Origin of the sequence: Rhizobium phaseoli (genome assembly GCF_003985125.1) — a bacterium.
GTDB lineage: Bacteria > Pseudomonadota > Alphaproteobacteria > Rhizobiales > Rhizobiaceae > Rhizobium > Rhizobium phaseoli.
Genome location: NZ_ML133567.1, coordinates 37,289 through 62,725 on the forward strand (window position 1 = coordinate 37,289; position 25,437 = coordinate 62,725).

Genomic DNA, 25,437 nt, shown 5'->3' on the forward strand with positions numbered 1-25,437 from the left:
GTCCGATCAGGGCTGCAATTCGGTATCCCAGTAGAGATAGTCGAGCCAGCTGTCATGCAGATAGTTCGGCGGAAACAGCCGGCCGTTATTGTGCAGATCCTGCACCGTCGGCTGGTAGGGCTTCTGCGCCGGGAACATGCCTGCCTGCTTCGGAAGCTTGCTGCCCTTGCGCAGATTGCAGGGCGAGCACGCCGCCACGACATTCTCCCAGGTCGTCTCGCCGCCATGGGCGCGCGGGATGACATGGTCGAAAGTCAGGTCGTCATGGGCGCCGCAATACTGGCACTCGAACCGATCGCGCAGGAATACGTTGAACCGGGTGAAGGCAGGATTGCGGGACGGCTGCACATAGGTCTTCAGGCATACGACACTCGGAAGCCGCATCGAAAAGCTCGGCGAGGAAACCGAATGTTCATATTCTGCGATGATGTTCACACGGTCGAGAAATACCGCCTTGATCGCGTCCTGCCAGGACCACAGCGACAAGGGGTAATAACTCAGCGGCCGGTAGTCAGCGTTCAGGACGAGCGCTGGCAGGGCCTGCGGGGAGACTGCAATCGTCAAGGGACTCTCCTGATCGATTCGGCATCTGCACCTGTATATTAGGCCGGTTGTTACAGGATTGTGAAGTCCAATAAATTCAGAGGATAAAGGCAATTTGAAGAGTGTGGCCGATCAGCCGGTCGGCACCATGTCGCGGCGCATTTTCCTGGCGTAATAGGCCCAGAAAAGCCGGGCTGCCACTGAGCGCCACGGCGACCAGACTTCCGAGAGCTTGGCAAGCGCCTTCGCTTGCGGCCGCGCCGCAAGTCCGAGCGCGGCGCCGACGGCATTCTGCAGCGCGACATCGCCGGCCGGAAAGACGTCGGCATGGCCGCCGCAGAACATCAGATAGACTTCCGCCGTCCACGGGCCGACGCCCTTCAGCCCCGTCAGTTCGCCAAGCGCGTCGCCCGGCGGCTTCAGGCAGAGACCGGAAAGATCGAGGCGACCGGAGGCAACCGCGTCAGCGATCCGCGTCAGCGTATCGGCCTTGGCGCGCGACAGGCCGAATTCCCGCCACGCCTCGGGGTGAAGCAGCAGGTAAGCTTCCGCCGTCAGCGGGCCATCCGCCGGCAGCATGCGCCGCCAGATTGCCTCGGCGCTGGCGCGCGAGACCATTTGCGACACGATGATATGGGCAAGTCCGGCAAAACCGGGTTCGCGCAGCCGCAGTGGCAGCGGACCCGCATCCGCGGCGATCGGTGCAAGCCGCGGATCCAGGCGAAGCAACGCTTCGAGCCCCAGCCTGACGTCCTCGTCGTTGCGGATGATCTGCACGCGTCCTCCCAGTGGTTCAAAACCAAAATCCGTGGCAGAAGAAAGCATGACCACGAGCGAGCGTCAAAAACCTGTCTTTCGTTTTGCGCCGAGCCCCAACGGACCGCTGCACCTCGGCCATGCCCTTTCGGCCCTTTTGAACCGCGATATGGCCGACGCTTTGCATGGCCGGCTGCTGCTGCGCATCGAGGATATCGACCAGGCCCGCTGCACCCCCGAATTCGAGGCCGGCATCCTCAGGGACATCGACTGGCTTGGCATCGACTGGGAAAGTCCGGTGCGGCGCCAGTCGGAACATTTTCCGGAGTACCAGGCGGCGCTGCATGCGCTGATCGAACGCGGCCTGGTCTACCCGGCTTTCCTGACACGCGGCGAGGTGAAGGCGCGTGTCGCCGCCTATGAGGCAGCGGGCGAATCCTGGCCACGTGATCCCGATGGCACGCCGCATTATCCGCCGATTGATCGCGAGCGGCCCGAAGCCGAATGGCGGGACATCCTGTCCTCCGGGAAAAAACATGCCTGGCGGCTCGACATGCGCAAGGCGCTCGACCTGATCGGTGAACTGCTGTTCTGGACGGAAACCGGCGACAGCAGGACAGGCGAGATCGCCGCCGAGCCTGGCGTCTGGGGGGATGTCATCCTCTCGCGCTCCGACGCACCCTCGAGCTACCATCTTTCGGTGGTCGTCGATGATGCGCTGCAGGGCGTCACCCATGTCGTGCGCGGGCTCGACCTTTTCTACGCCACATCGGTGCACCGGCTGCTGCAGGTGCTGCTCGGCCTGCCGCAGCCCCTCTATCACCATCATCGGCTCATTCTCGACGCCGATGGCCGCAAGCTTTCGAAGAGCGAAGGTGACAGCGGGCTCGCCGAATTGCGTGCCCAGGGCATGTCAGGGGCCGACATTCGCCGCCTTGTCGGGCTCTGAGCGCCGTTCGACACGCTCTCTGCCGACGATCGAAAGCGTGTGCGAGAACATCCGGAAGACGCGGAACTTGATCAGCGCCGCATTGATCTCCGCGCCGATGATGAAGATGACGCCGACCATATAGAGGAAGATCAGCACGATCATCACCGAGGCGAGACCTGCATAGGTGGCGGTGTAATTGGCGAAGGTGGCCAGATAATAGGCAAAGATCAACGCGCCGGCGAGCCAGAGAAGCAGCGTCAGCAAGACCCCCGGAATGACGTCGAAAACCCGCCGCTTGCCGGCCGGCAGCCAGAGATGCATGACCAGCAGGCCGACGGTCAGCACGACCAGCGTGCCGTAGATGCGCCAGCTGAAGACGATGTCGAGCGTATCGGCAAACAGCGGAAACCAATTCCGGGCATAATCGAGCGCCAACGGCACCGCCACCAGCAGGATGCTGATCGCCGCGAAGATGATGACCGCGATCAGCACGTAGCCAAGGCTGGCCATGCGGGTGAAATACCACGGCCGGGTTTCCTGCACCCGATAGGCACGGTTCAGCGAAATCCGCAGCGCCTCGACGCCGTTCGAGGCGAAATAGGCGGCCGCCAGCACCGAGATCGTGAGCAGCCCGCCGCGCGGAATGGTCAGAACCTGCAGCACCTGGTCGGCAAGCGGCTTGGCGATCGCCTCGGGCCAGGTGTCGAAGATCAGATGGATGGCGGTGGAGGAAAACTGATCGGCGCCGAGAAAGCTTGCAAGCGCGGTACCGAAGATCAGGAACGGGAAAACGGCAAGCAGGCTTGACAGCGCGACGTGGCTTGCCATCGCAAATCCGTCGTCCTCGACCATGTGACAGATCGCGTCATAGACCACGTCGTAGATCGTGCGCAGCACCTTCCGCATTCCGTCTCCGGCTTCCAGATTGTATCCTCTGGCCGAATATGGGAAACGAGTCCCATTTTGTACAGGAATCATTCCATGGTGGAGCAGCGCACAATCGTCGTCACCGGCTGTTCCTCCGGCATCGGCGCTCATTGCGCCCGGGCGCTGAAAGCCGATGGCTGGCGCGTCTTTGCGACGGTGCGCAAAACGGATGATCTGCCGGCCCTCGAAGCCGACGGCATTGAAACCTTCTTGATGGACTATACCAGAACCGAGACGATCACCGAGCTGGTCGGCGCGGTTCTCGAACGCAGCCGCGGTCGCATCGACGCGCTCTTCAACAACGGCGCCTATGGCCAGCCGGGTGCCGTCGAGGATCTTTCGACGGCATCGCTGCGCGCCCAGTTCGAGGCGAATTTCTTCGGCTGGCACGAATTGACGCGGCAAGTGATTCCGTCGATGCGCAGACAGGGCCAGGGCCGGATCGTGCAATGCTCGTCCATACTCGGCGTGGTCCCCTACCGCTATCGCGGCGCCTACACCGCCTCCAAATTCGCGATCGAGGGCCTCAGCATCACCCTGCGCATGGAGCTGCACGGCAGCGGCATCCATGTAAGCCTGATCGAGCCGGGACCGATCGCCACACGTTTCACCGCCAATGCGCTGGCAAAGATCAAGGAGAATATCGACGTCGAGAACTCGCCGTACGCGGCCGATTATCTCAGGCAGTTGGCGAGGCTTGAGGGTTCGGGGCCGGTCAACCGCCATAAACTTGGCCCCGAGGCGGTCTATGCGGTGTTGAAACACGCATTGAACGTGAAAAATCCAAGGCCACATTATCCTGTAACGACTCCGGCTAAACAGGGCATGTTCCTGAAGCGGCTGCTTCCGGCGGACCTCTTCTACAATCTGATGCGCTGGACGGACTGAGAAAGCTGAATGCCATGTCTACGGTCACCTATATCCTTGCGATCATCGTCATGGGCGTCGTCGCCCTTGTGCTGATTCGCGGCCTCTTCAAAATGATGAAGGGCGGCGACGCCAACCTTTCCAACAAACTGATGCAGCTTCGCGTCCTGCTGCAGGCAGTCGCCGTCATCCTGATCATGCTGACGCTCTGGATCACCGGCGGTGGCCGCCCGAGCTGAGGAAACCACGGAGCAGGGATTTTGATGATGCACGCGGACAGCAATGACGGAGGAGAGGTGAGCGCCGGCTTGAAGAAGCACCCCGACACGGTGTGCGTGAGTATGCCGGGGCGAATTTGGCGAGGCCAACCCCACCCTCCGTCATCCCAGGGTTTGACCCGAGGATCGATCCCCATAGCCGCTGACGGATGCGGTGTGGATGTTCGGGTCAAGCCCGAGCATGACGGAACTTGGGGGCGCGCTACCGCCCTCCCCTCGATCGGCGGTGCCGCATGGTGAAACTCAACAAGATTTACACGAAGACCGGCGACGACGGCACGACGGGGCTGGCTTCCGGCCGGCGCCGCAGGAAGGACGATCTGCGCGTCGAGGCCTATGGCACGATCGACGAGGCCAATTCCGCGATCGGCCTGGCGCGGCTTTACACGACAGACTTGGCCGACCTCGACGCCATGCTGATGTCGATCCAGAACGATCTCTTCGACCTCGGCGCCGATCTCGCCACGCCCGACACCGGCGAGCCGCCGGCCTACGAGCCGCTGCGGATCGTCGAGACGCAAGTCGAGCGCATCGAGCGCGATATCGATCGGCTGAATGCCGACCTCAACCCGCTGACATCCTTCATCCTGCCGGGCGGCAGCCCGGCCGCTGCGCATCTGCATCTGGCTCGCACGATCGCCCGCCGAGGCGAGCGGCTGATGGTCACGCTGGCGCGCATGGAGGGCGAAATCGTCGGCGGGGCCGCGATGAAATATATCAACCGGCTTTCGGATTTCCTCTTCGTCGCCGCCCGCCATGCAAATGACCGAGGTCGTGCGGATGTGCTTTGGGTTCCGGGAAAAAACAGATAGGTTTGCCGCGATCACGATTGCCGGGGGGCCTTTATGTTCATACCATTTCACGACGCCAATACGCTGAAACACATCAAGGTTCAGTGGGTGACTCTCGCCTTGATCGCGCTCAATGTTGCAGTCTGGCTCTTCACCAGCCTGGAGAGCGAACAGGCTGCCCAGGCAACGACCGTCGGCCTCGGCTACATCCCGGCAATCGCCTTCGGACAGGCTCGGTTGGCTGAGGGATTGGACATCGTGCCGGAGCCGATGACCTATCTCACCTATGCCTTCGTCCATTCGGGCTTCTGGCATCTGGCTTCAAACATGGTCTTCCTCTGGGTCTTCGGCGACAACGTCGAGGATGCGATGGGGCATATGCGCTTCCTGCTTTTCTACCTCCTCTGCGCGGCCGCCGGCGCGCTTTGCCACGGCTTGCTGACGACGAGCCCGGAAGCGCCGCTGGTCGGCGCCTCGGGGGCGATCTCCGGAGTCGTTGCCGCCTATGTCATGCTGCATCCGCGCGTCAGGGTCTGGGTGCTGGTGTTCTTCCGCGTCCCCTTGCCCCTGCCGGCCTTCGTGCCGCTGCTTTTGTGGATCGGCCAGCAGTTCTTCATGCTGGCGATTGCACCCGATGGCGACGTCTCCTGGGGCGCCCATGTCGGCGGCATTCTTGCCGGCGCGGTTTTGATCCTGGTGCTGCGTCGTCGCGGCGTACCACTCTTCGATCGGGAAATCGTGACGCCCCGCGCCGTGAGGAACGAAGCCGGCGCCGGTACGGCTGTTGCGGCCGGCGCGGATGGACGGGTCGAGCGTCTTCCCTGGGGTCGCGGCCGCGGCTAACAGATATATTGACGTGCACGTAAACGTCCATATACTGCCGACGCAATCCCCTGCCTGCGTCATGCAAGCGTTGTATTTGGGGGAAAAACGCGTATCCATGTCGCCATTCGACAATCGAAGCGGCGCTCGAGCGCGCATTTTCCTTAAAAGCCTCGCTGAAGCCAGTTTTTCTTGAAGGAGACCCCATGAAGATTCTCGTCCCCGTCAAACGGGTTGTCGACTACAACGTGAAGATCCGGGTGAAGCCGGATGGCACGGGTGTCGAGCTTGCCAATGTGAAGATGTCGATGAACCCGTTCGACGAGATCTCGGTGGAAGAGGCGCTGCGGCTGAAGGAAGCCGGCAAGGCCGAGGAAGTGGTGGTGGTGTCGATCGGTCCGGCCAAGGCCGAGGAGACGCTGCGCACGGCGCTCGCCATGGGGGCCGACCGGGCGATCCTGGTCGAGACCGACGATCAAGTCGAGCCGCTCGCTGTCGCCAAGATCCTCAAGGCGGTCGCCGATGCCGAACAGCCGGGGCTGATCATCGTCGGCAAGCAGGCGATCGACGACGATTCCAACCAGACTGGCCAGATGCTGGCGGCGCTGCTCGGTTCGGCCCAGGCGACCTTCGCCTCGAAGATCGAGATCGGTGAGGGAAGCGCGACCGTCACCCGCGAGGTCGACGGCGGTCTGCAGACGATCGAGATCAAGCTGCCGGCGGTCGTCACCACCGATCTTCGTCTGAACGAGCCGCGTTATGCCTCGCTGCCGAACATCATGAAGGCGAAGAAGAAGCCGCTCGACAAGAAGAGCCCGGCTGATTTCGGCGTCTCGACGACGCCGCGGCTGACGGTGTTGAAGACCGAGGAGCCGTCCGGCCGCAAGGCCGGCGTCAAGGTCAAGTCGGTCGCCGAACTGGTCGACAAGCTGAAGAACGAAGCCGGCGTGCTGTAATCGGGTTGGAACAGGAGCAATTCTCATGACCATTCTTCTTCTGGCCGACCATGACGGCCATCACCTCTCCGACCAGACCGCCAAGGCGCTGACGGCAGCAAGCCAGATCGGCGCCGACGTGCACATCCTCGTCGCCGGCAAGGCCGCCAAGGCGGCGGCCGATCAGGCCGCCAAGCTTTCCGGTGTGGCCAAGGTGCTGCTCGCCGAAAGCGATGCACTTGCCAACAATCTCGCCGAACCGCTGGCCGATCTGATCGTCTCGCTCGCCGGCAGCTACGACACGATCCTCTCGGCCGCCACTTCCGTCGGCAAGACCGTGCTGCCGCGGGTCGCCGCCCTGCTCGATGTCGCCCAGGTCTCGGAGATCATCGAGGTCGTCAGCCCCGATACCTTCAAGCGGCCGATCTATGCCGGCAACGCCATCCAGACGGTGCAGGCAAGCGACGCGAAGAAGGTCATCACCGTGCGCACCGCCTCGTTCGCTTCGGCACCGACAGGCGGCTCGGCCTCGGTCGAGGCGATCGCAGCGGCCTCCGATCCGGGTCTGTCGCGTTTCGTCGCCGATGCGCTGTCGGCCTCCGACCGTCCGGAACTGACCTCGGCCAAGATCATCATCTCCGGCGGCCGGGCGCTTGGTTCGGCGGAAAAGTTCAAGGAGGTCATCCTGCCGGTTGCCGACAAGCTCGGGGCTGCCGTCGGCGCCAGCCGGGCGGCCGTCGATGCCGGTTATGCCCCGAACGACTGGCAGGTCGGTCAGACCGGCAAGGTGGTGGCGCCCGATCTCTATATCGCCGCCGGCATCTCCGGCGCCATCCAGCACCTGGCCGGCATGAAGGATTCGAAGGTGATCGTCGCCATCAACAAGGACGAGGAGGCGCCGATCTTCCAGGTCGCCGACTACGGCCTCGTCGCCGATCTGTTCGACGCCCTGCCGGAATTGCAGAAGGCGCTGTAAAGCATGCCGCGCAAAACTGCACGGCGGCTTTGCGAGGACATATGCATAAAAGCAAAGACCTGAAGCGCGACAAGCGAATCGGAAAGATCGCAACGCGCTTCAAAGCCCTCGATGCTTTTCTTTCGCACTTGCGAATGACTGGAAAATTGTCTTTTATCTGCTGCCGGGCGATCTTTCGTCCGGCAGTAATGCTAAAATAATGCGGCAACGCGGGGGCGACTGCCGAGCGGGGGTTTGGAGATGAGTGCGGTGTTGAAGAATATTGGGATCATCGGTGCCGGCCAGATGGGCTGCGGCATCGCGCATGTTTCGGCCGCCGCAGGGTACAGGGTCCACATCTACGATCTCTCGCAGGACCGCATCGAATCCGGCCTCGCCACCATCAATGGCAATCTTGCCCGGCTGGTGACGAACGGCAAGATGACGGATGAGGAACGTAAATCGACCTTGTCGCGCATATCAGGCTCGGCCGATGTCAACGACCTCGCTCCGTCCGATCTCGTCATCGAGGCCGCCACCGAGGATGAAAGCGTCAAGCGCAAGATTTATAGTCAGGTTTGTCCGGTGATGAAGCCGGAAGCGCTGCTTGCCACCAACACCTCCTCTCTTTCGATTACCCGGCTTGCTGCCGCCACCGACCGCCCCGAACGCTTCATGGGCATTCATTTCATGAACCCGGTGCCGGTCATGAAGCTGGTCGAACTGGTGCGCGGCATCGCCACCGATGAGAAGACCTTCTCCGCCGCCAAGGAATTCGTCGGCACGCTGGAAAAGACCATTACCGTCGCCGAGGACTTCCCGGCCTTCATCGTCAACCGCATCCTCCTGCCGATGATCAACGAGGCGATCTACACGCTCTATGAAGGCGTCGGCACGGTCGACGCCATCGATACGGCGATGAAGCTCGGCGCCAACCATCCGATGGGACCGCTGCAGCTTGCCGATTTCATCGGCCTCGACACCTGCCTGTCGATCATGCAGGTGCTGCATGACGGTCTGGCGGACTCGAAATATCGCCCCTGCCCGCTGCTGGTGAAATATGTCGAAGCCGGCTGGCTCGGACGCAAATCCGGCCGCGGCTTCTACGACTATCGTGGCGAAGTGCCCGTCCCGACGCGGTAAGTAAGCAAGCATCACCAGAACGGGCGAATGGACCGAACGCCCGCGACATGCTTTCCTTGCCGTGAACGGGGGAAACGCCATGTCGACCGAAACACCGATGTTCCTGCTGCAGTGCTGCGTACTTATTGGAATTGCCGGCGTTTTCCTGATCAGAGGAAATGGCGACTCCTGACCGGTATCCTTACGATCCGATCGCACCCTTGATCAAAGTCTTGGCGTCCTCGCTGTCCCAGGCGGCAGGTCCGTTCATGGCGGAGATCAGGCAGCCCTTGTCGTCGAGCAGCAGCGTCACCGGCAAGCCGAAGGCGAGACCTTCCTTCTTCAGGCTATTGAAGACACCGATCGTATTGTCGCGGTAAAGCTGCAGCGCGTCGACGCCGGTCTCGGCGAGGAAAGCCTTCGGCTTCTCGTCGTCCCCCGTATCGATGTTGACCGGCACGACCTGGAACTTGTCGCTGCCCATCTGCTTTTCCAGTGCGTTCAATGCCGGCATCTCCTCGCGGCAGGGCACGCACCACGTGGCCCAGAGATTGAGCAGCACGGTCTTGCCGGCGAAATGGTCGAGCGTCAGCGGCTTGCCGTCAGGGCCATTGAAGGACACCCCGGCCAGCTTGCGCGGCTCGTTGGCGGCGACCATCGCGGCAACCTGCCCCTTCATCAGCGGCGCCAGATTGGCGGCGCGTTCCCTGGCCAGCGGGCATTCTGCCGAAGCCGTATTGCCGATGCCATTGCCAATCCCCGTCTCCTTCACGTATACCGCTGCCGCACCGGCAATAACGCCTGCAACGGCGGCGATTGCGATCAGTTTTACGGACGGCAGGCCGAAGGGTTTTTTTGTCGCCATTTCATTCTCCAGGACGGGCATCTTTCATGGCCGAGAGCAACACGGACACCAAATCCTCCAACCAGATGTGGGGCGGGCGTTTCGCCTCCGGCCCGGACGCGATCATGGAGGAGATAAATGCCTCGATCGGTTTCGACAAGAAACTATTCGCGCAGGATACCCGCGGTTCCATCGCCCATGCGACGATGCTCGCCCATCAGGGGATCATTTCGTCGGACGATAAGGACAAGATCGTTCACGGGCTAAACACGATCCTGTCAGAAATCGAAAGCGGCAATTTCGAATTCTCGCGCCGGCTCGAAGACATCCATATGAACATCGAAGCGCGCCTGGCGACGCTGATCGGACCGGCCGCCGGCCGGCTGCACACCGCCCGCTCGCGCAACGACCAGGTGGCGCTCGACTTCCGCCTCTGGGTGAAGGAAGAGCTTGAGAAGACCGAGAAGATGCTGACCGGCCTTATTGCCGCCTTCCTCGACCGCGCCGAGGAACATGCCGAAAGCGTCATGCCGGGCTTCACCCATCTGCAGACCGCCCAGCCCGTCACCTTCGGCCATCACTGCATGGCCTATGTCGAAATGTTCGGCCGTGACCGCTCGCGTGTGCGCCACGCCATCGAGCATCTGGACGAAAGCCCGATCGGCGCGGCCGCCCTTGCCGGCACCGGCTATCCGATCGATCGCCATATGACGGCCAAGGCGCTGGGTTTCCGCGAGCCGACCCGCAACTCCATCGACACCGTCTCCGACCGCGATTTCGCCATCGAATTTCTGGCGATCGCCGCGATATCAGGCATGCATCTGTCGCGCCTGGCCGAAGAGATCGTCATCTGGTCGACCCCGCAATTCGGTTTCGTGCGCCTGTCCGACGCCTTTTCGACCGGTTCCTCGATCATGCCGCAGAAGAAGAATCCGGATGCGGCCGAACTGGTGCGCGCCAAGACCGGGCGCATCAACGGCTCGCTGATCGCCTTGCTGACGATCATGAAGGGCCTGCCGCTCGCCTATTCCAAGGACATGCAGGAAGACAAGGAACAGGTCTTCGACGCGGCCGAGAGCCTGGAACTGGCGATCGCCGCCATGACCGGCATGGTGCGCGACATGACCGTCAACACCGCGCGCATGAAGGCGGCGGCCGGTTCTGGTTTCTCGACGGCGACCGATCTTGCCGACTGGCTGGTGCGCGAAGCCGGCCTGCCCTTCCGCGATGCCCATCACGTGACCGGCCGCGCCGTGGCGCTGGCCGAAAGCAAGGGCTGCGACCTTGCCGAACTGCCGCTCGCCGACCTGCAGGCGATCCATCCGGATATCACCGACAAGGTCTATGACGTGCTGACGGTGGAAGCCTCGGTCGCCAGCCGCAAGAGCTTCGGCGGTACCGCACCCTCCGAGGTGCGCAAGCAGATCGCCTTCTGGCGCGCCCGCAACTGAAAGAAAGGCGAGGCGAAAAGCCGCTTCGCCCTTCCCTCGCACGGGGAAAGACCGTCCAACAATCAGGGTGCACAAGGCGGAGAAACTTCGCTATGAAGAGGTCCATCGTTCGGAACGAATGATGTCCGCCATATCTCGCACAAGAGGATATCCATGCAGAAGAGCTTGCCGCACCTCATTCGCTTGACGGCGGTCATCGCCGTCATCGGCCTTGCCGTTGCCGGATGCGGGCGCAAAGGCGATCTCGATCCGCCGAGTGCTGCGGCAACGAAAGAAGGCGACGTTTCCAAGCCGACGAAACAGCCGGGAACCGTTGACAAGCCCTTCCTTCTCGATCCTCTTCTTTAAGGCATAAGCCCGTGAACCATTTCGAGTACCGCGACGGCATCCTTCACGCCGAGAACGTTCCCGTTCCCGAGATCGCCAAGGCGGTCGGTACGCCGTTCTACGTCTATTCCACCGCGACCCTGGAACGCCATTACCGGGTCTTCTCCGAAGCCTTCGTCGATATGGACTCGATGGTGTGCTACGCGATGAAGGCGAATTCGAACCAGGCGGTACTGAAGACGCTGGGTCGCCTCGGCGCCGGCATCGACGTCGTCTCGGAAGGGGAACTGCGCCGCGCGCTCGCAGCCGACATTTCGGCAAGCCGCATCATGTTTTCAGGCGTCGGCAAGACCCCATCCGAGATGGATTTCGCTCTCGAGGCCGGCATCTACTGCTTCAACGTCGAATCCGAACCCGAGCTTGAAATCCTCAACCAGCGCGCCGTCAGCGCCGGAAAGAAGGCTCCCGTCTCCTTCCGTATCAACCCGGATGTCGACGCCAAGACGCATTCGAAGATCTCAACCGGCAAGAAGGAAAACAAGTTCGGCATCTCCTGGGAGCGCGCCCGCGCGATCTATGCCCATGCCGCCAAGCTGCCAGGCATCGACGTCACCGGCATCGACATGCATATCGGCAGCCAGATCACCGAGCTGCAGCCTTTCGATGACGCCTTCAAGCTGCTGCGCGACCTCGTCGCGACGCTCCGCGCCGATGGCCACACGATCGATCACGTCGACATCGGCGGCGGCCTCGGGGTCCCCTATAAGGACGACAACAATCCGCCGCCGCTGCCGGATGCCTATGCGGCGATCGTCAAGAACCAGCTGCGCGATCTGAACTGCAAGGTCATCACCGAGCCCGGCCGCCTGATCGTCGGCAATGCCGGTATCCTCGTGACCGAGGTGCTCTATGTGAAGGACGGCGGCGAAAAGACCTTCGTCATCGTCGACGGCGCGATGAACGATCTCATTCGCCCGACCCTCTACGAGGCCTATCACGAAATCCGCCCTGTGACGATTTCGGCGGCGAACGCGCCGCGCATCCGCGCCGACGTCGTCGGCCCCGTCTGCGAGACCGGCGACTATCTGGCGCTCGACCGCGAAATGGCGATGCCGAAGCCCGGTGATCTGCTGGCCGTCAGCACGGCCGGCGCCTATGGCGCCGTCCAGGCCGGCACCTATAACAGCCGCCTGCTGGTCCCCGAAGTCCTGGTCAAGGGCGGCGACTTCCATGCGATACGACCGCGTCGAACCTATGCCGAGCTGATCAGCCTCGACTCTGTTCCCGCCTGGCTCGACTGAAGCTTGTTGCGCAAGACATGCATAAAACAAAGATCTGAAGCGCGGGAAGCAACCTGAAAAAATCGCGACGCGCTTCAAGGTAGAGCATCACTTTTTGGCGAATAAACGTGAAAAGCCGGTATTGCCGGCCGCCCGCCCTCGCCTTCGCCACAAAGAGTGTTATCCTTGTCAGCATGAGCATATTGCCTCGCAATCGCCGGAAGCGCCCTCTGTTCCACTTGAGATCGCGGAGACCGGACCGATGACAAGCCCCTTCAGGCAGAAGAAGGGTGCATTTGCGCTCCGCCCTGCCCTTGCCCGGCTGGTGACGACAAAACGTCTGCTGGCGCGCGTCGTGCTTTTTTGCGAGCAGCTGCTGCCGCCTCTGGTGACGGTCCTGTCGGTCGTCGCGCTTTATCTCTCCGCCTCCTGGTTCGGTGTGTTCCGCAGCGCGCCCGACTGGTTGCGCATCCTTCTGTTGATCGCCTTCGCTTTCGCTTTGCTCGTCGCGCTTCTTCCTTTCCGCAATCTGCGCTGGCCGAGGATCGCCGAAGCCGACCGCATGCTGGAAGAGCGCAACGGCCTGCCGCACCAGCCGGTCACCGTCCAGGAAGACGAACCGGCCTTCAATGCGCCCTTCGCCCGGGCGCTTTGGCGCGAGCACCAGTTGCGCATGGCCGAAAAGATCGCAGCGCTCGATGCGGGCATGCCGAGGCCCGACATTGCCGGGCATGACCGTTTCGCCCTTCGCGCCATTCCGGCTCTGGTGCTGGTCACCGCCTACGCTTATTCGCTGTCGATCAATGGCGGTTCGATCAGTGACGCCTTGCAGGCAGCACCCGAACAGGTGACGGTCGATCCTGCGGTGCGCATCGACGCCTGGGTGACGCCACCCTCCTATACCGGCCGCGCGCCGGTTTACCTGACCGCCGACGGCAGTGAACAGGCGCCGATCGGCATTCCGCAGTTTTCCGCCCTCACCGTACGCGTCAGCGGCGGAAAGACCGCCGAAAAGGTCGTGTTCCGCAAGGCAAATGGTCAGGCGCAGGATATCGCCGTGCAGGCGGACGCAAGCCCGCGCCAGACAACTGCGACAGCCGGCAACCCGGCGGATGCCGCAACGGCCGGCCAGCCCGCCGTCGCGCAGACGCATGCGATGAAGCTCGAGGAGAACGGCGCGCTCGAAGTCAACGGCCGCCGCTGGAGCTTCGACATCCTTCCCGACAAGGCGCCGGAAATTGCCTTTGACGGCTTGCCGAAGCCCAGCGTCAACGGCGCGCTTGAAATTGGTTTCACCGTCAAGGACGACTACGGCGTCCAAGAGGCTCATGCCGAGATCGTGCCGGTCGAAACTGATCCGAATGCAACGCCTCTCTACCCATTGCCGGAGTACAGGCTTGATATTCCCCGCCGCAACGCCCGCGACGCCAAGGGTGTGACCAGCAGGAACCTGACCGAACATCCGCTCGCCGGCAAACGCGTGCGCGTGACGCTCGTTGCCAAGGACGGAGCCGGCCAGACCGGCCGCAGTCCGCCGCACGAGATGACGCTGCCGTCGCGGCCCTTCAACGAGCCGCTTGCCGCGGCCGTCGCCGAGGAACGGCAGGTTTTCGCCCTCGACACCCGCAGGATGCCGCAGGCGATCGCGCTGAACGAGGCGCTGACCATCCGCCCCGAGGAGACCATCCCCAAGCTCACCAACTACCTGCTGCTGGAATCCGCCCTGGCGCGGATGAAACTCGCAAGGGGCGAGGAGGGGCTCAAGGATACGGCCCAATATCTCTGGGAAATCGCTCTCGGCATGGAGGACGGCGATCTATCCCTTGCCGAGCGCAAGCTGCGCCAGGCCCAGCAGAATCTTGCCGACGCATTGAACCGCAACGCGCCGGACGAAGAGATCAAGAAGCTGATGGACGAGTTGCGCAAGGCAATGCAGGACTATCTGAGCGAGCTTGCCCAGCGCATGCAGAATGCGCCGACGCAGCAAAACCAGAACGCCCAGAACATCCTGCGCCAGCAGGATCTGGAGCGGATGATGGACCAGATCGAAAATCTCGCCCGCTCCGGCAACCGTGACGCGGCCCAGCAGATGCTGTCGGAATTGCAGCGCATGATGAACAATCTGCAGGCTGGCCGGCCGCAGCGCGGTCAGCAGAGCCAGGAGAATAGTGAGGCACGCAAGCAGATCGACAAGCTCGGCCAAATTCTGCGCGACCAGCAGAAGCTGATGGAACAGACCTTCCGCCTCGATCAGCAGCTCAAGGACCGCATGCAGCGCGGCGAACCCGATATGGGCGAAAACGATCCGCTGCTCGACGAGATGGCCCCCGGCGAAAACGGCGAGCCGCAGGAGCAGCAACAGGGTCAGCAAGGCCAGGAAGGCCAGCAGCCGTCCGACCAAATGACGGCCGAACAGCTGCGCGAGGCGTTGAAACAGCTGCGCGCTGAGCAGGACGGGCTTGGCAAGCAGCTGGGTGAGTTGCAGAAAAAATTGGGCGAAATGGGCATGAAGCCCGGCCCCGGTTTCGGTCAGGCGCAGCGCGAGATGGAAGGCGCCGGCCGCGAACTCGGCCAGGGCCACGGCCAACCGGCGATCGAAAACCAGGGCCGCGCCCTGGAAGCGCTTCGCCAAGGCGCCCGTGACATGATGAACCAGATGATGCAGGCGCAGCAGGGCCAGCAAGGCCAGGGCCCGAACGGCCAGGTCGGCCAGGGCGAGCAGAACGGCCGCGACCCGCTCGGCCGGCCGCGCCGTATCCAGGGGCCGGAATTCGACGACAGCGTCAAGGTGCCCGATGAGATCGACGTTCAGCGGGCACGGGAAATTCTCGACGCGATTCGCGAAAAGCTCAGCAATAATCCGCCGCAGGAAATGGAACGGCGATATCTCGAACGGCTGCTGGATATCCAATAGGCTCTCGAGCGCGTAACCCCGAAAATCGCAATCGATTTCCGGGGTTACGCGTGAAATTCCGAAGAGTGAACGCGCTTTAAGCGACGAGCGCCCGGGCAACCGCCTTGCGGATATCGGGAAGCGCGAATGGCTTGGCGACGACGTCGATGATCTTCTCGGCAAGATCGTCGGCCCGTTCGCGCTGTTCGGCATAGCCGGTCATCAGCAGGATTTTCAGGCCGGGAAAGGCGTCTTTTGCCTGATGGGCAAGTTCGATGCCGTCCATGACAGGCATGCGGATATCGGACAGCAGCAGATCGTAGACGCCGTCCTTGAGCTTCTCCAGTCCCTCGGCGCCGTCGGCCGCCTCATCGGTCTCATGACCGTCGAGCCTGAGCGCCCGGGCTACGAAAGACCGCAGGGAGTCCTCGTCTTCCGTAATCAGAATTCTTGCCATATGTGCATTGCTCCGTCTTCAGCCCCGCGACGGAAATCACCAGACTTTCCTTTTCGATCGGTAAAGATGGCGAAGCGATGGACGGAATGGTTAACAACCCGTCTCGAGCGACAGCACCGCCCCGCGCGTCTTTTTCAGACGTGCGACGGCGCTGCGGTCCTCCCGATCTTTCAGGCGTCGCCGGTCACCACGCCGACGAAGGGCAGTTCACGGAAGGCGTAGGCGACATCCATGCCGTAGCCGACGACGAAATAGTCGGGGCATTCGAAGCCGACATAATCGGCCTCCAGCTTTTCCTTGCGCTTGACGCGCTTGTCGAGCAGCACGGCGATCGTGACGTTGCGTGCGCCACGCTCGAACAGCAGCTCCTTGGCAAAAAGCAGCGTCCGGCCGGATTCGAGAATATCGTCGATCAACAGGACGTCGCGGCCATGCACATCGCTGTCGATATCCTTGACGATGCGCACACCCTGCGAGACCGTGCCGCTGCCATAGCTCGACAGCGTGATGAACTCGACCTCCGGGGCAAGCCCGGTGTCATGCAGGGCGCGGATCAGGTCGGCGGCGAAAATGAAGGAGCCCTTGAGCACGGCGATGACGAGCAGGTCCTTGGTCGGACCGTTGGCGATCTCCCGCGCCATCGCATGATTGCGTTCGGCGATCTGATCGGCGGTGAACAGCGGCTCGATGTTTTTTCCGCGCACGACAGGCATAGGCTTGCTCCCTGAAAAGAAGGGTAAGCCGTTAGCACATATGCGCGCTTGAAACAGCCTCGCCAGCCAGGAAATTAACCGGATTGCCACGACCTGTGGCAGGAAAGTCGGCTAAGGCAGGAACGAAAGCCGGACTTCCGGCAATGGTCCGCCGGCATGCTGGACGCGCGCCGAAAAGCCCCGGCTCTGGCCGCCATAGATGACGTCGACAGGCGGGTTGATGACGATGCTCGCGGTCAACCGATCGTCGGTCACGAGATCGGCGCGGATCGGCTGCAGCGTCTGCGTCGTGCCGCTATCGTTTTCGATGATGCCGTTGATGACGAGCACGCGCATGCCGTTCGCATCACGCGGCGTCGCCGTCACATGGGTGAAATGCAGCGGCGCTCCGGAATAGACTCGGCTGCCCGACAGACCGGAGAAGCCACCCGCAAGCCCGAAGACGAGCACGACAAGCGCCAGCACCAGTATGGCGAAGCTGCGCATCGACGCGCGCTGCAGCCAGGTCTCCGTTTCCCGCAGAAGAGAAGCGGCGATCGCCAGCCGAAGCGGTGGCTGTGTGCCTGCCCGCTTGCGGTTGTCGTTATGGGTCCTTGCAGTGAACTCCCGCGGCCGCACCTTGCCGAGCGTGACGAATTCGGCGTCGGCAATATCGGCCGGGCGCGGATTGCGGTACTGGCGGCTTACGGGTTCGGGCGGCAGGAAATCATAGGCCTGGCCCGGTGTCCGGCGGCTGAAGAAGGATGCTTCCATGGTGACTGCCTCGCAGATGTCCACATGGTTTCGCTGCCAGCGCTAATCTTGGCATTGAAACGAATCCTGCTCAGTCGTAAATTTTAATGGTTAATGCTTCGCAAAGATCGCCATCAAACGGGCGTCTTTCCGGCAAAATTTACCGGCTGTTAACGGTGTTGGTTAACAAGTCACGCGGTGAAACCAAGAACAGACTGAGCTGCCCGTTGATCCACTTCGAGAATGTCGGTTTGCGCTACGGCATGGGCCCGGAAATCCTCCGGGACCTGACCTTCGACATTCCGAAGAAATCCTTCCAGTTCCTGACCGGCCCGTCGGGCGCCGGCAAGACATCGCTGCTGCGGCTGCTCTTCATGTCGCTGCAGCCGACGCGGGGCCTGATCCGCATGTTCGGGCGCGACATTTCCGAAATTCCCCGTCCCGAGCTGCCGCTGCTGCGCCGGCGCGTCGGCATCGTCTTCCAGGATTTCCGCCTGCTCGATCATCTCACCACCTATGAGAATGTCGCGTTGCCCTTACGGGTGCGCGGCAAGGAGGAAAGCTCCTACAAGACCGACGTGCTGGAATTGTTGAAATGGGTTGGCCTTGGCGAACGCATCAACGTGCTGCCGCCGGTGCTTTCCGGCGGCGAGAAGCAGCGCGCCGCCATTGCCCGGGCTCTGATGGACCGGCCGGAAGTCCTGCTGGCCGACGAGCCCACCGGCAATGTCGACCCGCCGATGGCCCGGCGCCTGCTCAATCTGTTCCTCGAGCTCAACCGGCTCGGCACGGCGGTCGTGATCGCGACCCACGATCTGGCGCTGATGGAGCAGGTGGAGGCCCGCCGCATGATCCTTTCGGAAGGGCATCTCGATATCTATGACTGAGCCCCCATCCAGCAACCGGGAGAAGACGCCGGCCCAGCAGAAGCGGCCGGAAATGCGCGTGCGCCCGACCGCGCCGATCCTGCCGCCGTCCAATATCCAGGGCAGCGCCCTGATGGTGGTAATATCGATCATGGCCTTTCTCGCCTGCCTGACGCTCGGCGGCGTCAGCATGGTGCGTTCGACGGCGGCGAGCTGGGAGAGTCAGATCTCCCGCGAGATCACCATCCAGATCAAGCCTGACGACAATCTCGACATGGAAAAGGCGCTGACTCAGGCGCGCGACCTGGCGCTGACATTCGTCGGCACCAAGAGCGGCCAGATCGTCGACGAGGCAGCCACCGCCCGTCTGCTCGAACCGTGGCTCGGCCCCGGTCTCGACCTCAAGGATCTGCCCGTCCCCCGGCTCGTCGTCATCACCATCGACGAGAGCAACCCGCCGGATTTCGATGCAATGCGCGGCCTGCTGAAAGACAGCATTCCGCAGGCGAGCCTCGACGATCACCGCACCTGGGTCGACCGGCTCGTGTCCATGGCGCACACGACGGTGCTGATCGGCACCGGCGTCCTGCTCCTGGTCTTTTCGGCAATGGTGCTCACTGTCGTCTTCGCCACACGCGGCGCGCTGTCGGGTAACCGGCACATCGTCGAAGTGCTGCATTTCGTCGGCGCCGAAAGTTCCTTCGTCGCCACCGAATTCCAGAAGCATTTCCTGAAGATCAGCCTCAAGGGCTCGGCGATCGGCAGCGCGCTTGCCGCTCTTTTCTTCGCCACCGCCGGCTTCTGGCAAAGCCGCACCCTGGCGACGCCGGAAACGGATCAGGCAACCGCGCTGTTCGGCACCTTTTCCGTCGGCGTCCTCGGTTATGCCGGCATCTTCGCGACCATGATCGTCATCGCACTGCTGACGACTGTCACCGCCCGGTTGACCGTCATGCGGACGATCTATGAAATCGATACATTGCGCTCGGACCCGACGCGCACCGATGGCATCGCAAGTTGATCGTGGCCATGTGGTTTTGTCATTAAAGCGTCTGTTCCACGCCGCAATCAGCGTATAATCACGATTCATGACCATGGGCCATACGACACGCAACCCGATTCGGCGGAATCCGGAGCTTGATCGCCCGGCAGGCCTGCCGCCGCGGCGAGGGCTGATCCGGCGCCTGCTGCGCTGGGGCGGCTTTGGATGTGTTCTGGCGATCGCCCTGCTGTTCGGCGGCTTCCTGCGCTTTGCCGATTCCGTGACGACGCTGAAGCCCCCGGTCGAGCCGAAGGCGGACGCGATCGTCGTGCTGACAGGCGGCTACCAGCGCATCGACCAGGCCGTGGAACTGTTGCAGAAGGGTGCCGGCAAGCGGCTCCTGATCTCCGGCGTCCACCCGACGACGACGCCGGCCCAGATCCGCAAGATGACACAGGGCTCGGCCAATCTCTTCTCCTGCTGCGTCGATATCGGGCATGACGCGTTAGACACGATCGGCAATGCCGAGGAGACCTCCAACTGGATCCATGCCAAGGGATACAGAAGCGTGCTCGTCGTCACCAACAATTATCATATGCCGCGCAGCCTCGCCGAACTCTCCTATGTCGACCCCGACATCGAGTTCATCCCGTATCCCGTCGTCAACTCGGATCTGAAAACCCGCAACTGGTTCACCGATCCGAATGCGATGCGCGTCATGCTGGCCGAATATGCGAAGGTGCTCTTGGCCGGTGCCCGCAACATCACCGGCTTCGGCCGTCATACAGGATTGCGCTCGGCCAGCGCGTCCGCCTCGGACTAGGTTTTGCCAGAGCATGATGCCGAAAAGTGTGAGCGGTTTTCGGACGACATCATGCTCCAACTCTTTTAATTTAGAACAGGATTCAGATTTCAGGCTGGGCATGAAATCTGAATCCTGTTCTGGGGCGGCATCAAACGCTTTTTATGACGACCAATATCGTGTAGGCCGGTCGCGTGAGCCTGCCTCGGGAAAATTTCATGATCGCCCTGCGTTCCGTCCTCTTCAACACGATCTTCTACGCCAACCTCATCATCCGGATGATCGTTCTCTCTCCCTATTATTTCGCGGTGCCGCGGCTTACCGCCTATGCGATCCCGAAGAACTGGGCGTGCTCCAACCACTGGCTGATGCGCATGATCATCGGCACGACCTTTGAGATCGAGGGGCTGGAGAACCTGCCTGACGGCAGCTATATCCTGGCGCCGAAGCACCAGTCCTTCTGGGATACCTACGCGCTTCTGCCGAGGCTCAAGGATCCGGTCTACATCCTGAAGCGCGAACTGATGTGGATTCCGCTCTTCGGCTGGTATGCGAAAAAGCAGCGCATGATCCCGGTCGATCGCGGCGCCCGCGGCAAGGTGATGGTGGAAGTGTTGAAACGCACGAAGGAAGAGCTTTCGACCGGCCGCCAGCTCATCATCTATCCGGAGGGCACCCGCCGCCCGCCGGGCGCCGAACCGGTCTACAAATACGGTATCGCCCGAATGTACCGCGACCTCGGCATTCCCGTCGTGCCCGTCGCCATGCATCCCGGCCTCTTCTGGCCGCGGCGGAGTTTTCGCCGCTATCCCGGCCATTTCAAGGTGAGGATCCTGCCGCCGATCATGCCGGGAATGGATCCGGACGCCTTCTTCGCCCATCTGATCGAGGTGACGGAACGGGCAAGCGACGAGCTCCTCATCGACACCGTCGAACGCAATCCGCATCTGCCGCTGCCGCCGACTGCGCTTGAAAGACTGACGGAGCTGCGCAAACTGAAGGCGGCTACGGCCTGATCAGGCGGCGCGCAACCGTTCCACCTCGTTGACGACCTGCTCCAGCCAATGGTCTCGGATGCCCATCTGCTTCAGATGCGCGAGCGTGTTGAAGACATAAGCGTCGTTCGGACCGGACTGCCCCTCGGCCTCGTTGACCACCCGCGCCGCCGCAAGCGCATCGAGCGTACCGGCATATTGCTCATGATCGCGATCGGCAACGTAGGTTACCGCCTCCGCCCTGCGGCCGCCAGCAAATTGCAACCGGACGCGGCGCTCCAGATAGACGTTGGTGACGAGTTCGCGGGCACGGAGATAATCGATCACCTCGTCCCAATTTTTCGGCGAAATCCGGAACGCCATGCCGCGGCAGGCGCCGCCCCTGTCGAGGCCGAGAACGAGGCCGGGATTGTCGCGCGTGCCGCGATGGACGAAGGAACGAACGCAGAGCGAACGCCTGTAGCCACGCACCAGAGCTTCCGCGCGTTCCAAAAACTCGAAGCCCGGATTCCACATCAGTGAGCCGTAGCCAAATACCCAAAATTCGTCCATATCGCACGCCAGACCGGAATCACATTTGCGACTCACCATTGGAGAACATCATGGCAGCGTCAAGCCGATCCGGCAGCGGTCAATCCAGCAGTGGCAAGAAATTCTGGTTGCTGGGCGGAGGCATCCTCCTGGTGATCGCGCTTTACACCGGCGGCTGGTTTTATGCGGCGTCGGCGCTGAAGACGACAGTCTTGAAAGCGATCGCGCCGCGTGATCAGGCGGGCGTCAGCGGCGAATGCTCCGATATCGAGTTCCGCGGCTATCCCTTCCGCATCGGCCTGTTCTGCTCCAAGGTCGATGTCGACGACAGCGTCAACGGCGTCTCCGCCACCTTCGGCGCGCTGCGCTCGGCAGCCCAGGTTTATGCGCCCGGCAATATCGTCTGGGAACTCGATTCGCCGGCCGAGATCCGCACCACCAACGGCCTGACGATCTCGGCGCAATGGACGAACCTTGAGGCGAGCCTCGCAACCAGGCTGAAAGGCATCGACCGCAGCTCGACGGTCATCGAGGGCCTGAAGGCGACGGCGGTTTCTTCGTTCACCGGCCAGACGGTGAACTTCGATGCCGCCCGCACGGAAATTCATCTGCGCCAGAACGGCGCCGACCTCGACGGTGCGATCTCCGTGCAGGATGCGAATACGGCCATCACCGACTGGCCCCAGGTCTTCCCGAAACTCTCCGCCAGCATCGATCTGACCGTTGCCGGCAAGGCCGGCCTGATCGACGGCAGCGACCCGAATGGCCTCAACGGTTCTGCCGGCGAGCTGCGTCGCATCGTCGCCGACATCGGCGACGGCAAGGTGATGACCCTGACCGGCCCCTTCTCCTTCGACGAACACGGTTTCCTCTCGGGACAATTCAAGTTGGAGATCGAACGGCTCGGACCCTGGGGCGACAGCCTGAAACAGACCTTCCCGGACATCGCCTCGACCGTCAACACGGCGACCAAGCTCTTGAAATCGCTTGCCGGCGGCAAGGACAAGGTGTCGGTCGATCTCGTTGTCGATCATGGCAACGCCACCGTCAGCGGTTTCATCCCGCTCGGCCGGATCCCGCCGATCTGAGCAGCCTGTTTCTCAGGCCATGTGCTTGATGAAGAAAACCTCGGGCACCGATTGCAGACCCGGGAGCTCGATGGCGCCGGTTTCCGTAAATCCGTTGCGGCGATGCCAGTCCTGCGGCCGGCTCTCATCGCATTCGCTCGAGGTCATCAGCATGCGGGCGCCTTCGGCGTGCATCGCCGCTTCCCAGGCAAGAAATAGCGCCGTGCCGACGCCCGACCGGCGATAGGCGGGCTGGATCCGGATCATCTCCATATAGGGAACCCTGCCCCAGAAACGGGAGAAGCGCAGGAAGCCGACGATCTCGCCGGCCTCCCTGGCCACAAGATATTCGCCGAGCGCCACGCATCGCGATATCCATGCCTTGCCGGCATTGGTATCTTCGCGCACCAGCCAATCGATGTCCCCCTGGCTCGCGCTCGTCACCTCCACCACCGCGCGGCTACTTCTTGTCCAGCAGGTGGGGGCGGCCGAAATCGGGGGCATCGACGTCCTGACCAGCCTGGACGATCGAACGGCGAATGGCGCGCGTGCGGGTGAAAAGTTCGAAAATCTTGTCGCCTTCGCCCCAGCGGATCGCCCGCTGCAGATAGGCGAGATCCTCCGAGAAGCGCGCCAGCATTTCGAGGATCGCATCGCGATTGTGCAGGCAGACGTCGCGCCACATCGTCGGATCGGAGGCGGCGAGACGGGTGAAGTCGCGGAAGCCGGAAGCCGAATATTTGATGACTTCCGATTCCGTCACCGTCTCCAGATCGTCGGCCGTGCCGACGATGTTGTAGGCGATGATATGCGGCAGGTGCGAGACGATCGCGAGCACCTTGTCATGATGTTCCGCATCCATCTCGTCGACCTTCGAGCCGAGCGCCTCCCAAAAGGCGCGCAGCCGCTTCAAGGCCGTCTCGTCAGTGCCAGCAACCGGCGTGAAGATGCACCAGCGGCCTTCGAAGAGGCCGGGGAAGCCGGCATCGGGGCCGGATTTTTCCGTCCCGGCCAGCGGATGGCCGGGAATGAAATGCACGTTCTCAGGCATATGCGGCTGCATCTGCGCGATGACGGAAGCCTTGGTGGAGCCGACATCGGTGACGATTGCGCCGGGCTGCAGATTGCCGGCGATTTCCTTCGCGACACTTTCCGAAGCCCCGACCGGCACCGAAACGATGATGAGGTCGGCATGCTTGGCGGCCTCGGCCGAGGAGGTCGTATAGCGATCGCCGAGGCCAAGCTCTTCGGCACGCTTCAGCGTATCGGCGCTGCGCGTGGCGACGACGATCTCTTTCGTAAGCCCGAGCCGGCGAATGTCGTGGGCGAGCGAAGATCCGATCAGGCCGATGCCGATCAGCGCGATTCGGTCAAACAGCACGCTCATGCCTCACGTCCCATGAATTCGCGGAGTGCTGCAATGACGCCGCGATTGGCCTCTTCGGGACCGATGCTCATGCGCAGCGCATTGGAAAAGCCGTAGCTGCGCACGGCGCGCAGGATGTAACCGCGGCTCGTCAGCAGCTCGTCGGCATCGGCGGCGCGCTTGCCGTCGATGTCAGGGAAATGGATGAGGACGAAATTGGCGACCGACGGCGTCACCTTCAGCCCGATCGCTTCCAGGGCCTCCGTGAGCGTTTCCACCCACATCTGATTGAAAGAAACGGCCTGCTGGACGAAAGCCTGGTCGCGGATGGCCGCGGCACCGGCAGCGATCGCCGCCGCATTCAGGTTGAACGGCGCACGGACGCGGTTCACCGCGTCGACGATCTCAGCCGGCGCATACATCCAGCCGACGCGCAACGCCGCCAGACCGTAGGCCTTCGAAAAGGTGCGGGTCATCACCACGTTGGAGTTGGAAGACACGACCTCGATCCCAGCTTCGTAATCGTTGCGACGCACATATTCGGCGTAAGCCGCATCGAGCACGAGGACGACGTGTTTCGGCAGGCCGGCCTGCAAGCGGCGGATTTCGCTGACCGGAACATAGGTGCCGGTGGGATTGCCGGGATTGGCGATGAAGACGATCTTCGTCCTCTCCGTCACCGCGGCAAGGATCGCGTCGACATCGACGGTATAGTCTTTTTCCCTCACGACGACGGGCGTCGCACCCGTGCCCATGATCTGGATCTTGTAGACCAGGAACCCGTGCTCGGTGATGATGCCCTCGTCGCCGGCGCCGAGATAGACATGGCAGAGCAGGCCGAGCAGTTCGTCCGAACCGTTGCCGCAGAGAATGTTTGCCGGATTGAGGCCGTGCACGGCGGCGATCGCCTCGCGCAGTTCGATCGCCTGCCCGTCCGGATAACGGCCGAGATTATCGGCAGCGGCCTTGACGGCCTCGATCGCTTTCGGGCTGGCGCCGAGCGGCGTTTCGTTGGAGGAGAGCTTGTAGAAGCGGGCAACCCCCGGCGCATGTTCCTTGCCCGGCACATAGGAGGCAATATCGAGAATACCGGGACGCGGAACGGGCTTGCTGATCTCAACGCTCATGGGTCGACCTTGGATTTTCCGGAAAATGACCAAGTGGCATTAAAGCGGAATGCGGTTCTTGTCGAGAGCCGGGAACG

At 62.3% G+C, this 25,437-nt stretch carries 28 protein-coding genes; 17 read left to right on the forward strand and 11 right to left on the reverse strand.

The annotated features are described in order from the left end of the window. Nucleotides 1–6: 6 nt before the first annotated feature. Both EFD56_RS05760 and EFD56_RS05765 read right to left on the reverse strand, forming a co-directional pair. The gene (locus EFD56_RS05760; protein WP_004671754.1) at nt 7–564 is read right to left on the reverse strand and encodes an HNH endonuclease; all 558 of its coding nucleotides are present in this window, start codon (nt 562–564) and stop codon (nt 7–9) included. A 111-nt stretch (nt 565–675) separates the two neighbouring features. Next, complete coding sequence (locus EFD56_RS05765) at nt 676–1,368, reverse strand: DNA-3-methyladenine glycosylase family protein (RefSeq protein ID WP_085743343.1); 693 nt, start codon at nt 1,366–1,368, stop codon at nt 676–678. On the opposite strand from EFD56_RS05765, the gene gluQRS reads away from it, so the two are divergent. Next, nucleotides 1,367–2,248, forward strand: coding sequence for a tRNA glutamyl-Q(34) synthetase GluQRS (gluQRS, locus tag EFD56_RS05770; protein WP_064822856.1), 882 nt, complete (start codon nt 1,367–1,369; stop codon nt 2,246–2,248). The genes EFD56_RS05765 and gluQRS overlap by 2 nt on opposite strands. Here gluQRS and EFD56_RS05775 read toward each other — a convergent pair. Continuing rightward, a complete protein-coding gene (locus tag EFD56_RS05775) occupies nt 2,213–3,136 on the reverse strand; it encodes a YihY/virulence factor BrkB family protein (protein WP_037114094.1) in 924 nt (307 codons plus the stop codon). The two genes, gluQRS and EFD56_RS05775, sit on opposite strands and share 36 nt — an antisense overlap. A 75-nt stretch (nt 3,137–3,211) precedes the next feature. Between EFD56_RS05775 and EFD56_RS05780 the strand changes: the two genes are divergently transcribed. From EFD56_RS05780 to EFD56_RS05810, 7 genes are all read left to right on the forward strand, one after another. Next, on the forward strand, nt 3,212–4,045 hold the full coding sequence (locus EFD56_RS05780) for an SDR family oxidoreductase (RefSeq protein WP_085743344.1): 834 nt from the start codon (nt 3,212–3,214) through the stop codon (nt 4,043–4,045). A gap of 14 nt (nt 4,046–4,059) precedes the next feature. After that, entirely contained in the window at nt 4,060–4,263 is a 204-nt protein-coding gene (locus EFD56_RS05785) for a twin transmembrane helix small protein (RefSeq protein WP_126904924.1), read from the forward strand. Nucleotides 4,264–4,535: 272 nt separating this feature from the next. Next, nucleotides 4,536–5,114: a cob(I)yrinic acid a,c-diamide adenosyltransferase gene (locus EFD56_RS05790; protein ID WP_004671743.1), complete on the forward strand. Its 579-nt coding sequence runs from the start codon at nt 4,536–4,538 to the stop codon at nt 5,112–5,114. Between the two features lie 33 nt (nt 5,115–5,147). Next, complete coding sequence (locus EFD56_RS05795; RefSeq protein WP_085743345.1) at nt 5,148–5,936, forward strand: rhomboid family intramembrane serine protease; 789 nt, start codon at nt 5,148–5,150, stop codon at nt 5,934–5,936. 185 nt (nt 5,937–6,121) lie between these two features. Then, complete coding sequence (locus tag EFD56_RS05800) at nt 6,122–6,871, forward strand: electron transfer flavoprotein subunit beta/FixA family protein (protein WP_126904925.1); 750 nt, start codon at nt 6,122–6,124, stop codon at nt 6,869–6,871. 25 nt (nt 6,872–6,896) lie between these two features. After that, on the forward strand, nt 6,897–7,826 hold the full coding sequence (locus tag EFD56_RS05805) for an electron transfer flavoprotein subunit alpha/FixB family protein (RefSeq protein ID WP_085743347.1): 930 nt from the start codon (nt 6,897–6,899) through the stop codon (nt 7,824–7,826). Between the two features lie 240 nt (nt 7,827–8,066). Beyond that, nucleotides 8,067–8,948, forward strand: coding sequence for a 3-hydroxybutyryl-CoA dehydrogenase (locus EFD56_RS05810; protein WP_004671370.1), 882 nt, complete (start codon nt 8,067–8,069; stop codon nt 8,946–8,948). Nucleotides 8,949–9,129: 181 nt separating this feature from the next. On the opposite strand, the gene tlpA is transcribed toward EFD56_RS05810, so the two are convergent. Then, nucleotides 9,130–9,792 (reverse strand): thiol:disulfide interchange protein TlpA, encoded by a 663-nt coding sequence (gene tlpA, locus EFD56_RS05815; RefSeq protein WP_004671372.1) that lies wholly within the window; start codon nt 9,790–9,792, stop codon nt 9,130–9,132. 26 nt (nt 9,793–9,818) lie between these two features. On the opposite strand from tlpA, the gene argH reads away from it, so the two are divergent. From argH to EFD56_RS05835, 4 genes are all read left to right on the forward strand, one after another. Continuing rightward, nucleotides 9,819–11,222: an argininosuccinate lyase gene (gene argH / locus EFD56_RS05820; protein ID WP_085743348.1), complete on the forward strand. Its 1,404-nt coding sequence runs from the start codon at nt 9,819–9,821 to the stop codon at nt 11,220–11,222. 153 nt (nt 11,223–11,375) lie between these two features. After that, entirely contained in the window at nt 11,376–11,570 is a 195-nt protein-coding gene (lptM, locus tag EFD56_RS05825; RefSeq protein WP_004671378.1) for an LPS translocon maturation chaperone LptM, read from the forward strand. Between the two features lie 11 nt (nt 11,571–11,581). Further along, entirely contained in the window at nt 11,582–12,850 is a 1,269-nt protein-coding gene (lysA, locus tag EFD56_RS05830) for a diaminopimelate decarboxylase (protein WP_126904926.1), read from the forward strand. Nucleotides 12,851–13,091: 241 nt separating this feature from the next. Continuing rightward, nucleotides 13,092–15,743, forward strand: a complete 2,652-nt coding sequence (locus EFD56_RS05835) for a TIGR02302 family protein (protein WP_126904927.1) — start codon at nt 13,092–13,094, stop codon at nt 15,741–15,743. Between the two features lie 76 nt (nt 15,744–15,819). Here the strand turns inward: EFD56_RS05835 and EFD56_RS05840 are convergent, their stop codons facing one another. From EFD56_RS05840 to EFD56_RS05850, 3 genes are all read right to left on the reverse strand, one after another. After that, the gene (locus tag EFD56_RS05840) at nt 15,820–16,179 is read right to left on the reverse strand and encodes a response regulator (protein WP_003543311.1); all 360 of its coding nucleotides are present in this window, start codon (nt 16,177–16,179) and stop codon (nt 15,820–15,822) included. A 170-nt stretch (nt 16,180–16,349) separates the two neighbouring features. Then, a complete protein-coding gene (gene hpt / locus EFD56_RS05845; RefSeq protein ID WP_037141970.1) occupies nt 16,350–16,892 on the reverse strand; it encodes a hypoxanthine phosphoribosyltransferase in 543 nt (180 codons plus the stop codon). Nucleotides 16,893–17,003: 111 nt separating this feature from the next. Then, a complete protein-coding gene (locus EFD56_RS05850) occupies nt 17,004–17,645 on the reverse strand; it encodes a hypothetical protein (protein ID WP_085743708.1) in 642 nt (213 codons plus the stop codon). A gap of 206 nt (nt 17,646–17,851) precedes the next feature. Here EFD56_RS05850 and ftsE point away from each other — a divergent pair, with 206 nt between their 5' ends. The 4 genes from ftsE (at nt 17,852) to EFD56_RS05870 (ending at nt 21,290) form a co-directional block, all read left to right on the forward strand. Then, complete coding sequence (ftsE, locus tag EFD56_RS05855) at nt 17,852–18,511, forward strand: cell division ATP-binding protein FtsE (protein WP_004671394.1); 660 nt, start codon at nt 17,852–17,854, stop codon at nt 18,509–18,511. Further along, a complete protein-coding gene (locus tag EFD56_RS05860; RefSeq protein ID WP_085743351.1) occupies nt 18,504–19,511 on the forward strand; it encodes a cell division protein FtsX in 1,008 nt (335 codons plus the stop codon). Before ftsE ends, EFD56_RS05860 begins: the two co-directional genes overlap by 8 nt. Nucleotides 19,512–19,578: 67 nt before the next feature. After that, nucleotides 19,579–20,295, forward strand: a complete 717-nt coding sequence (locus tag EFD56_RS05865; protein ID WP_183820355.1) for a YdcF family protein — start codon at nt 19,579–19,581, stop codon at nt 20,293–20,295. A gap of 197 nt (nt 20,296–20,492) precedes the next feature. Next, the gene (locus tag EFD56_RS05870; protein WP_064828551.1) at nt 20,493–21,290 is read left to right on the forward strand and encodes a lysophospholipid acyltransferase family protein; all 798 of its coding nucleotides are present in this window, start codon (nt 20,493–20,495) and stop codon (nt 21,288–21,290) included. Here the strand turns inward: EFD56_RS05870 and EFD56_RS05875 are convergent, their stop codons facing one another. Beyond that, a complete protein-coding gene (locus tag EFD56_RS05875; RefSeq protein WP_085743352.1) occupies nt 21,291–21,821 on the reverse strand; it encodes a gamma-glutamylcyclotransferase in 531 nt (176 codons plus the stop codon). A 50-nt stretch (nt 21,822–21,871) separates the two neighbouring features. Here EFD56_RS05875 and EFD56_RS05880 point away from each other — a divergent pair, with 50 nt between their 5' ends. After that, entirely contained in the window at nt 21,872–22,888 is a 1,017-nt protein-coding gene (locus EFD56_RS05880; protein WP_085743353.1) for a DUF2125 domain-containing protein, read from the forward strand. Nucleotides 22,889–22,900: 12 nt separating this feature from the next. Here EFD56_RS05880 and EFD56_RS05885 read toward each other — a convergent pair whose 3' ends face one another. The 3 genes from EFD56_RS05885 to hisC are packed head-to-tail and all read right to left on the reverse strand — an operon-like array spanning nt 22,901 to nt 25,360. Continuing rightward, a complete protein-coding gene (locus EFD56_RS05885) occupies nt 22,901–23,320 on the reverse strand; it encodes a GNAT family N-acetyltransferase (RefSeq protein ID WP_085743354.1) in 420 nt (139 codons plus the stop codon). A gap of 7 nt (nt 23,321–23,327) precedes the next feature. Beyond that, nucleotides 23,328–24,254, reverse strand: a complete 927-nt coding sequence (locus tag EFD56_RS05890; protein WP_085743355.1) for a prephenate/arogenate dehydrogenase family protein — start codon at nt 24,252–24,254, stop codon at nt 23,328–23,330. Next, a complete protein-coding gene (hisC, locus tag EFD56_RS05895; protein ID WP_085743356.1) occupies nt 24,251–25,360 on the reverse strand; it encodes a histidinol-phosphate transaminase in 1,110 nt (369 codons plus the stop codon). Before hisC ends, EFD56_RS05890 begins: the two co-directional genes overlap by 4 nt. Between the last annotated feature and the right edge of the window lie 77 nt (nt 25,361–25,437).

What these genes read in the sequence shown, in the direction of transcription:
- gluQRS (WP_064822856.1), top strand. Translation starts at nt 1,367, where the DNA reads ATGACCACGAGCGAGCGTCAAAAACCTGTCTTTCGTTTTGCGCCGAGC.
- EFD56_RS05765 (WP_085743343.1), bottom strand. Translation starts at nt 1,368, where the DNA reads ATGCTTTCTTCTGCCACGGATTTTGGTTTTGAACCACTGGGAGGACGC.
- EFD56_RS05775 (WP_037114094.1), bottom strand. Translation starts at nt 3,136, where the DNA reads ATGCGGAAGGTGCTGCGCACGATCTACGACGTGGTCTATGACGCGATC.
- EFD56_RS05780 (WP_085743344.1), top strand. Translation starts at nt 3,212, where the DNA reads ATGGTGGAGCAGCGCACAATCGTCGTCACCGGCTGTTCCTCCGGCATC.
- EFD56_RS05785 (WP_126904924.1), top strand. Translation starts at nt 4,060, where the DNA reads ATGTCTACGGTCACCTATATCCTTGCGATCATCGTCATGGGCGTCGTC.
- EFD56_RS05790 (WP_004671743.1), top strand. Translation starts at nt 4,536, where the DNA reads ATGGTGAAACTCAACAAGATTTACACGAAGACCGGCGACGACGGCACG.
- EFD56_RS05795 (WP_085743345.1), top strand. Translation starts at nt 5,148, where the DNA reads ATGTTCATACCATTTCACGACGCCAATACGCTGAAACACATCAAGGTT.
- EFD56_RS05800 (WP_126904925.1), top strand. Translation starts at nt 6,122, where the DNA reads ATGAAGATTCTCGTCCCCGTCAAACGGGTTGTCGACTACAACGTGAAG.
- EFD56_RS05805 (WP_085743347.1), top strand. Translation starts at nt 6,897, where the DNA reads ATGACCATTCTTCTTCTGGCCGACCATGACGGCCATCACCTCTCCGAC.
- EFD56_RS05810 (WP_004671370.1), top strand. Translation starts at nt 8,067, where the DNA reads ATGAGTGCGGTGTTGAAGAATATTGGGATCATCGGTGCCGGCCAGATG.
- tlpA (WP_004671372.1), bottom strand. Translation starts at nt 9,792, where the DNA reads ATGGCGACAAAAAAACCCTTCGGCCTGCCGTCCGTAAAACTGATCGCA.
- argH (WP_085743348.1), top strand. Translation starts at nt 9,819, where the DNA reads ATGGCCGAGAGCAACACGGACACCAAATCCTCCAACCAGATGTGGGGC.
- lptM (WP_004671378.1), top strand. Translation starts at nt 11,376, where the DNA reads ATGCAGAAGAGCTTGCCGCACCTCATTCGCTTGACGGCGGTCATCGCC.
- EFD56_RS05835 (WP_126904927.1), top strand. Translation starts at nt 13,092, where the DNA reads ATGACAAGCCCCTTCAGGCAGAAGAAGGGTGCATTTGCGCTCCGCCCT.
- EFD56_RS05840 (WP_003543311.1), bottom strand. Translation starts at nt 16,179, where the DNA reads ATGGCAAGAATTCTGATTACGGAAGACGAGGACTCCCTGCGGTCTTTC.
- hpt (WP_037141970.1), bottom strand. Translation starts at nt 16,892, where the DNA reads ATGCCTGTCGTGCGCGGAAAAAACATCGAGCCGCTGTTCACCGCCGAT.
- EFD56_RS05850 (WP_085743708.1), bottom strand. Translation starts at nt 17,645, where the DNA reads ATGGAAGCATCCTTCTTCAGCCGCCGGACACCGGGCCAGGCCTATGAT.
- EFD56_RS05860 (WP_085743351.1), top strand. Translation starts at nt 18,504, where the DNA reads ATGACTGAGCCCCCATCCAGCAACCGGGAGAAGACGCCGGCCCAGCAG.
- EFD56_RS05865 (WP_183820355.1), top strand. Translation starts at nt 19,579, where the DNA reads ATGACCATGGGCCATACGACACGCAACCCGATTCGGCGGAATCCGGAG.
- EFD56_RS05870 (WP_064828551.1), top strand. Translation starts at nt 20,493, where the DNA reads ATGATCGCCCTGCGTTCCGTCCTCTTCAACACGATCTTCTACGCCAAC.
- EFD56_RS05875 (WP_085743352.1), bottom strand. Translation starts at nt 21,821, where the DNA reads ATGGACGAATTTTGGGTATTTGGCTACGGCTCACTGATGTGGAATCCG.
- EFD56_RS05880 (WP_085743353.1), top strand. Translation starts at nt 21,872, where the DNA reads ATGGCAGCGTCAAGCCGATCCGGCAGCGGTCAATCCAGCAGTGGCAAG.
- EFD56_RS05890 (WP_085743355.1), bottom strand. Translation starts at nt 24,254, where the DNA reads ATGAGCGTGCTGTTTGACCGAATCGCGCTGATCGGCATCGGCCTGATC.
- hisC (WP_085743356.1), bottom strand. Translation starts at nt 25,360, where the DNA reads ATGAGCGTTGAGATCAGCAAGCCCGTTCCGCGTCCCGGTATTCTCGAT.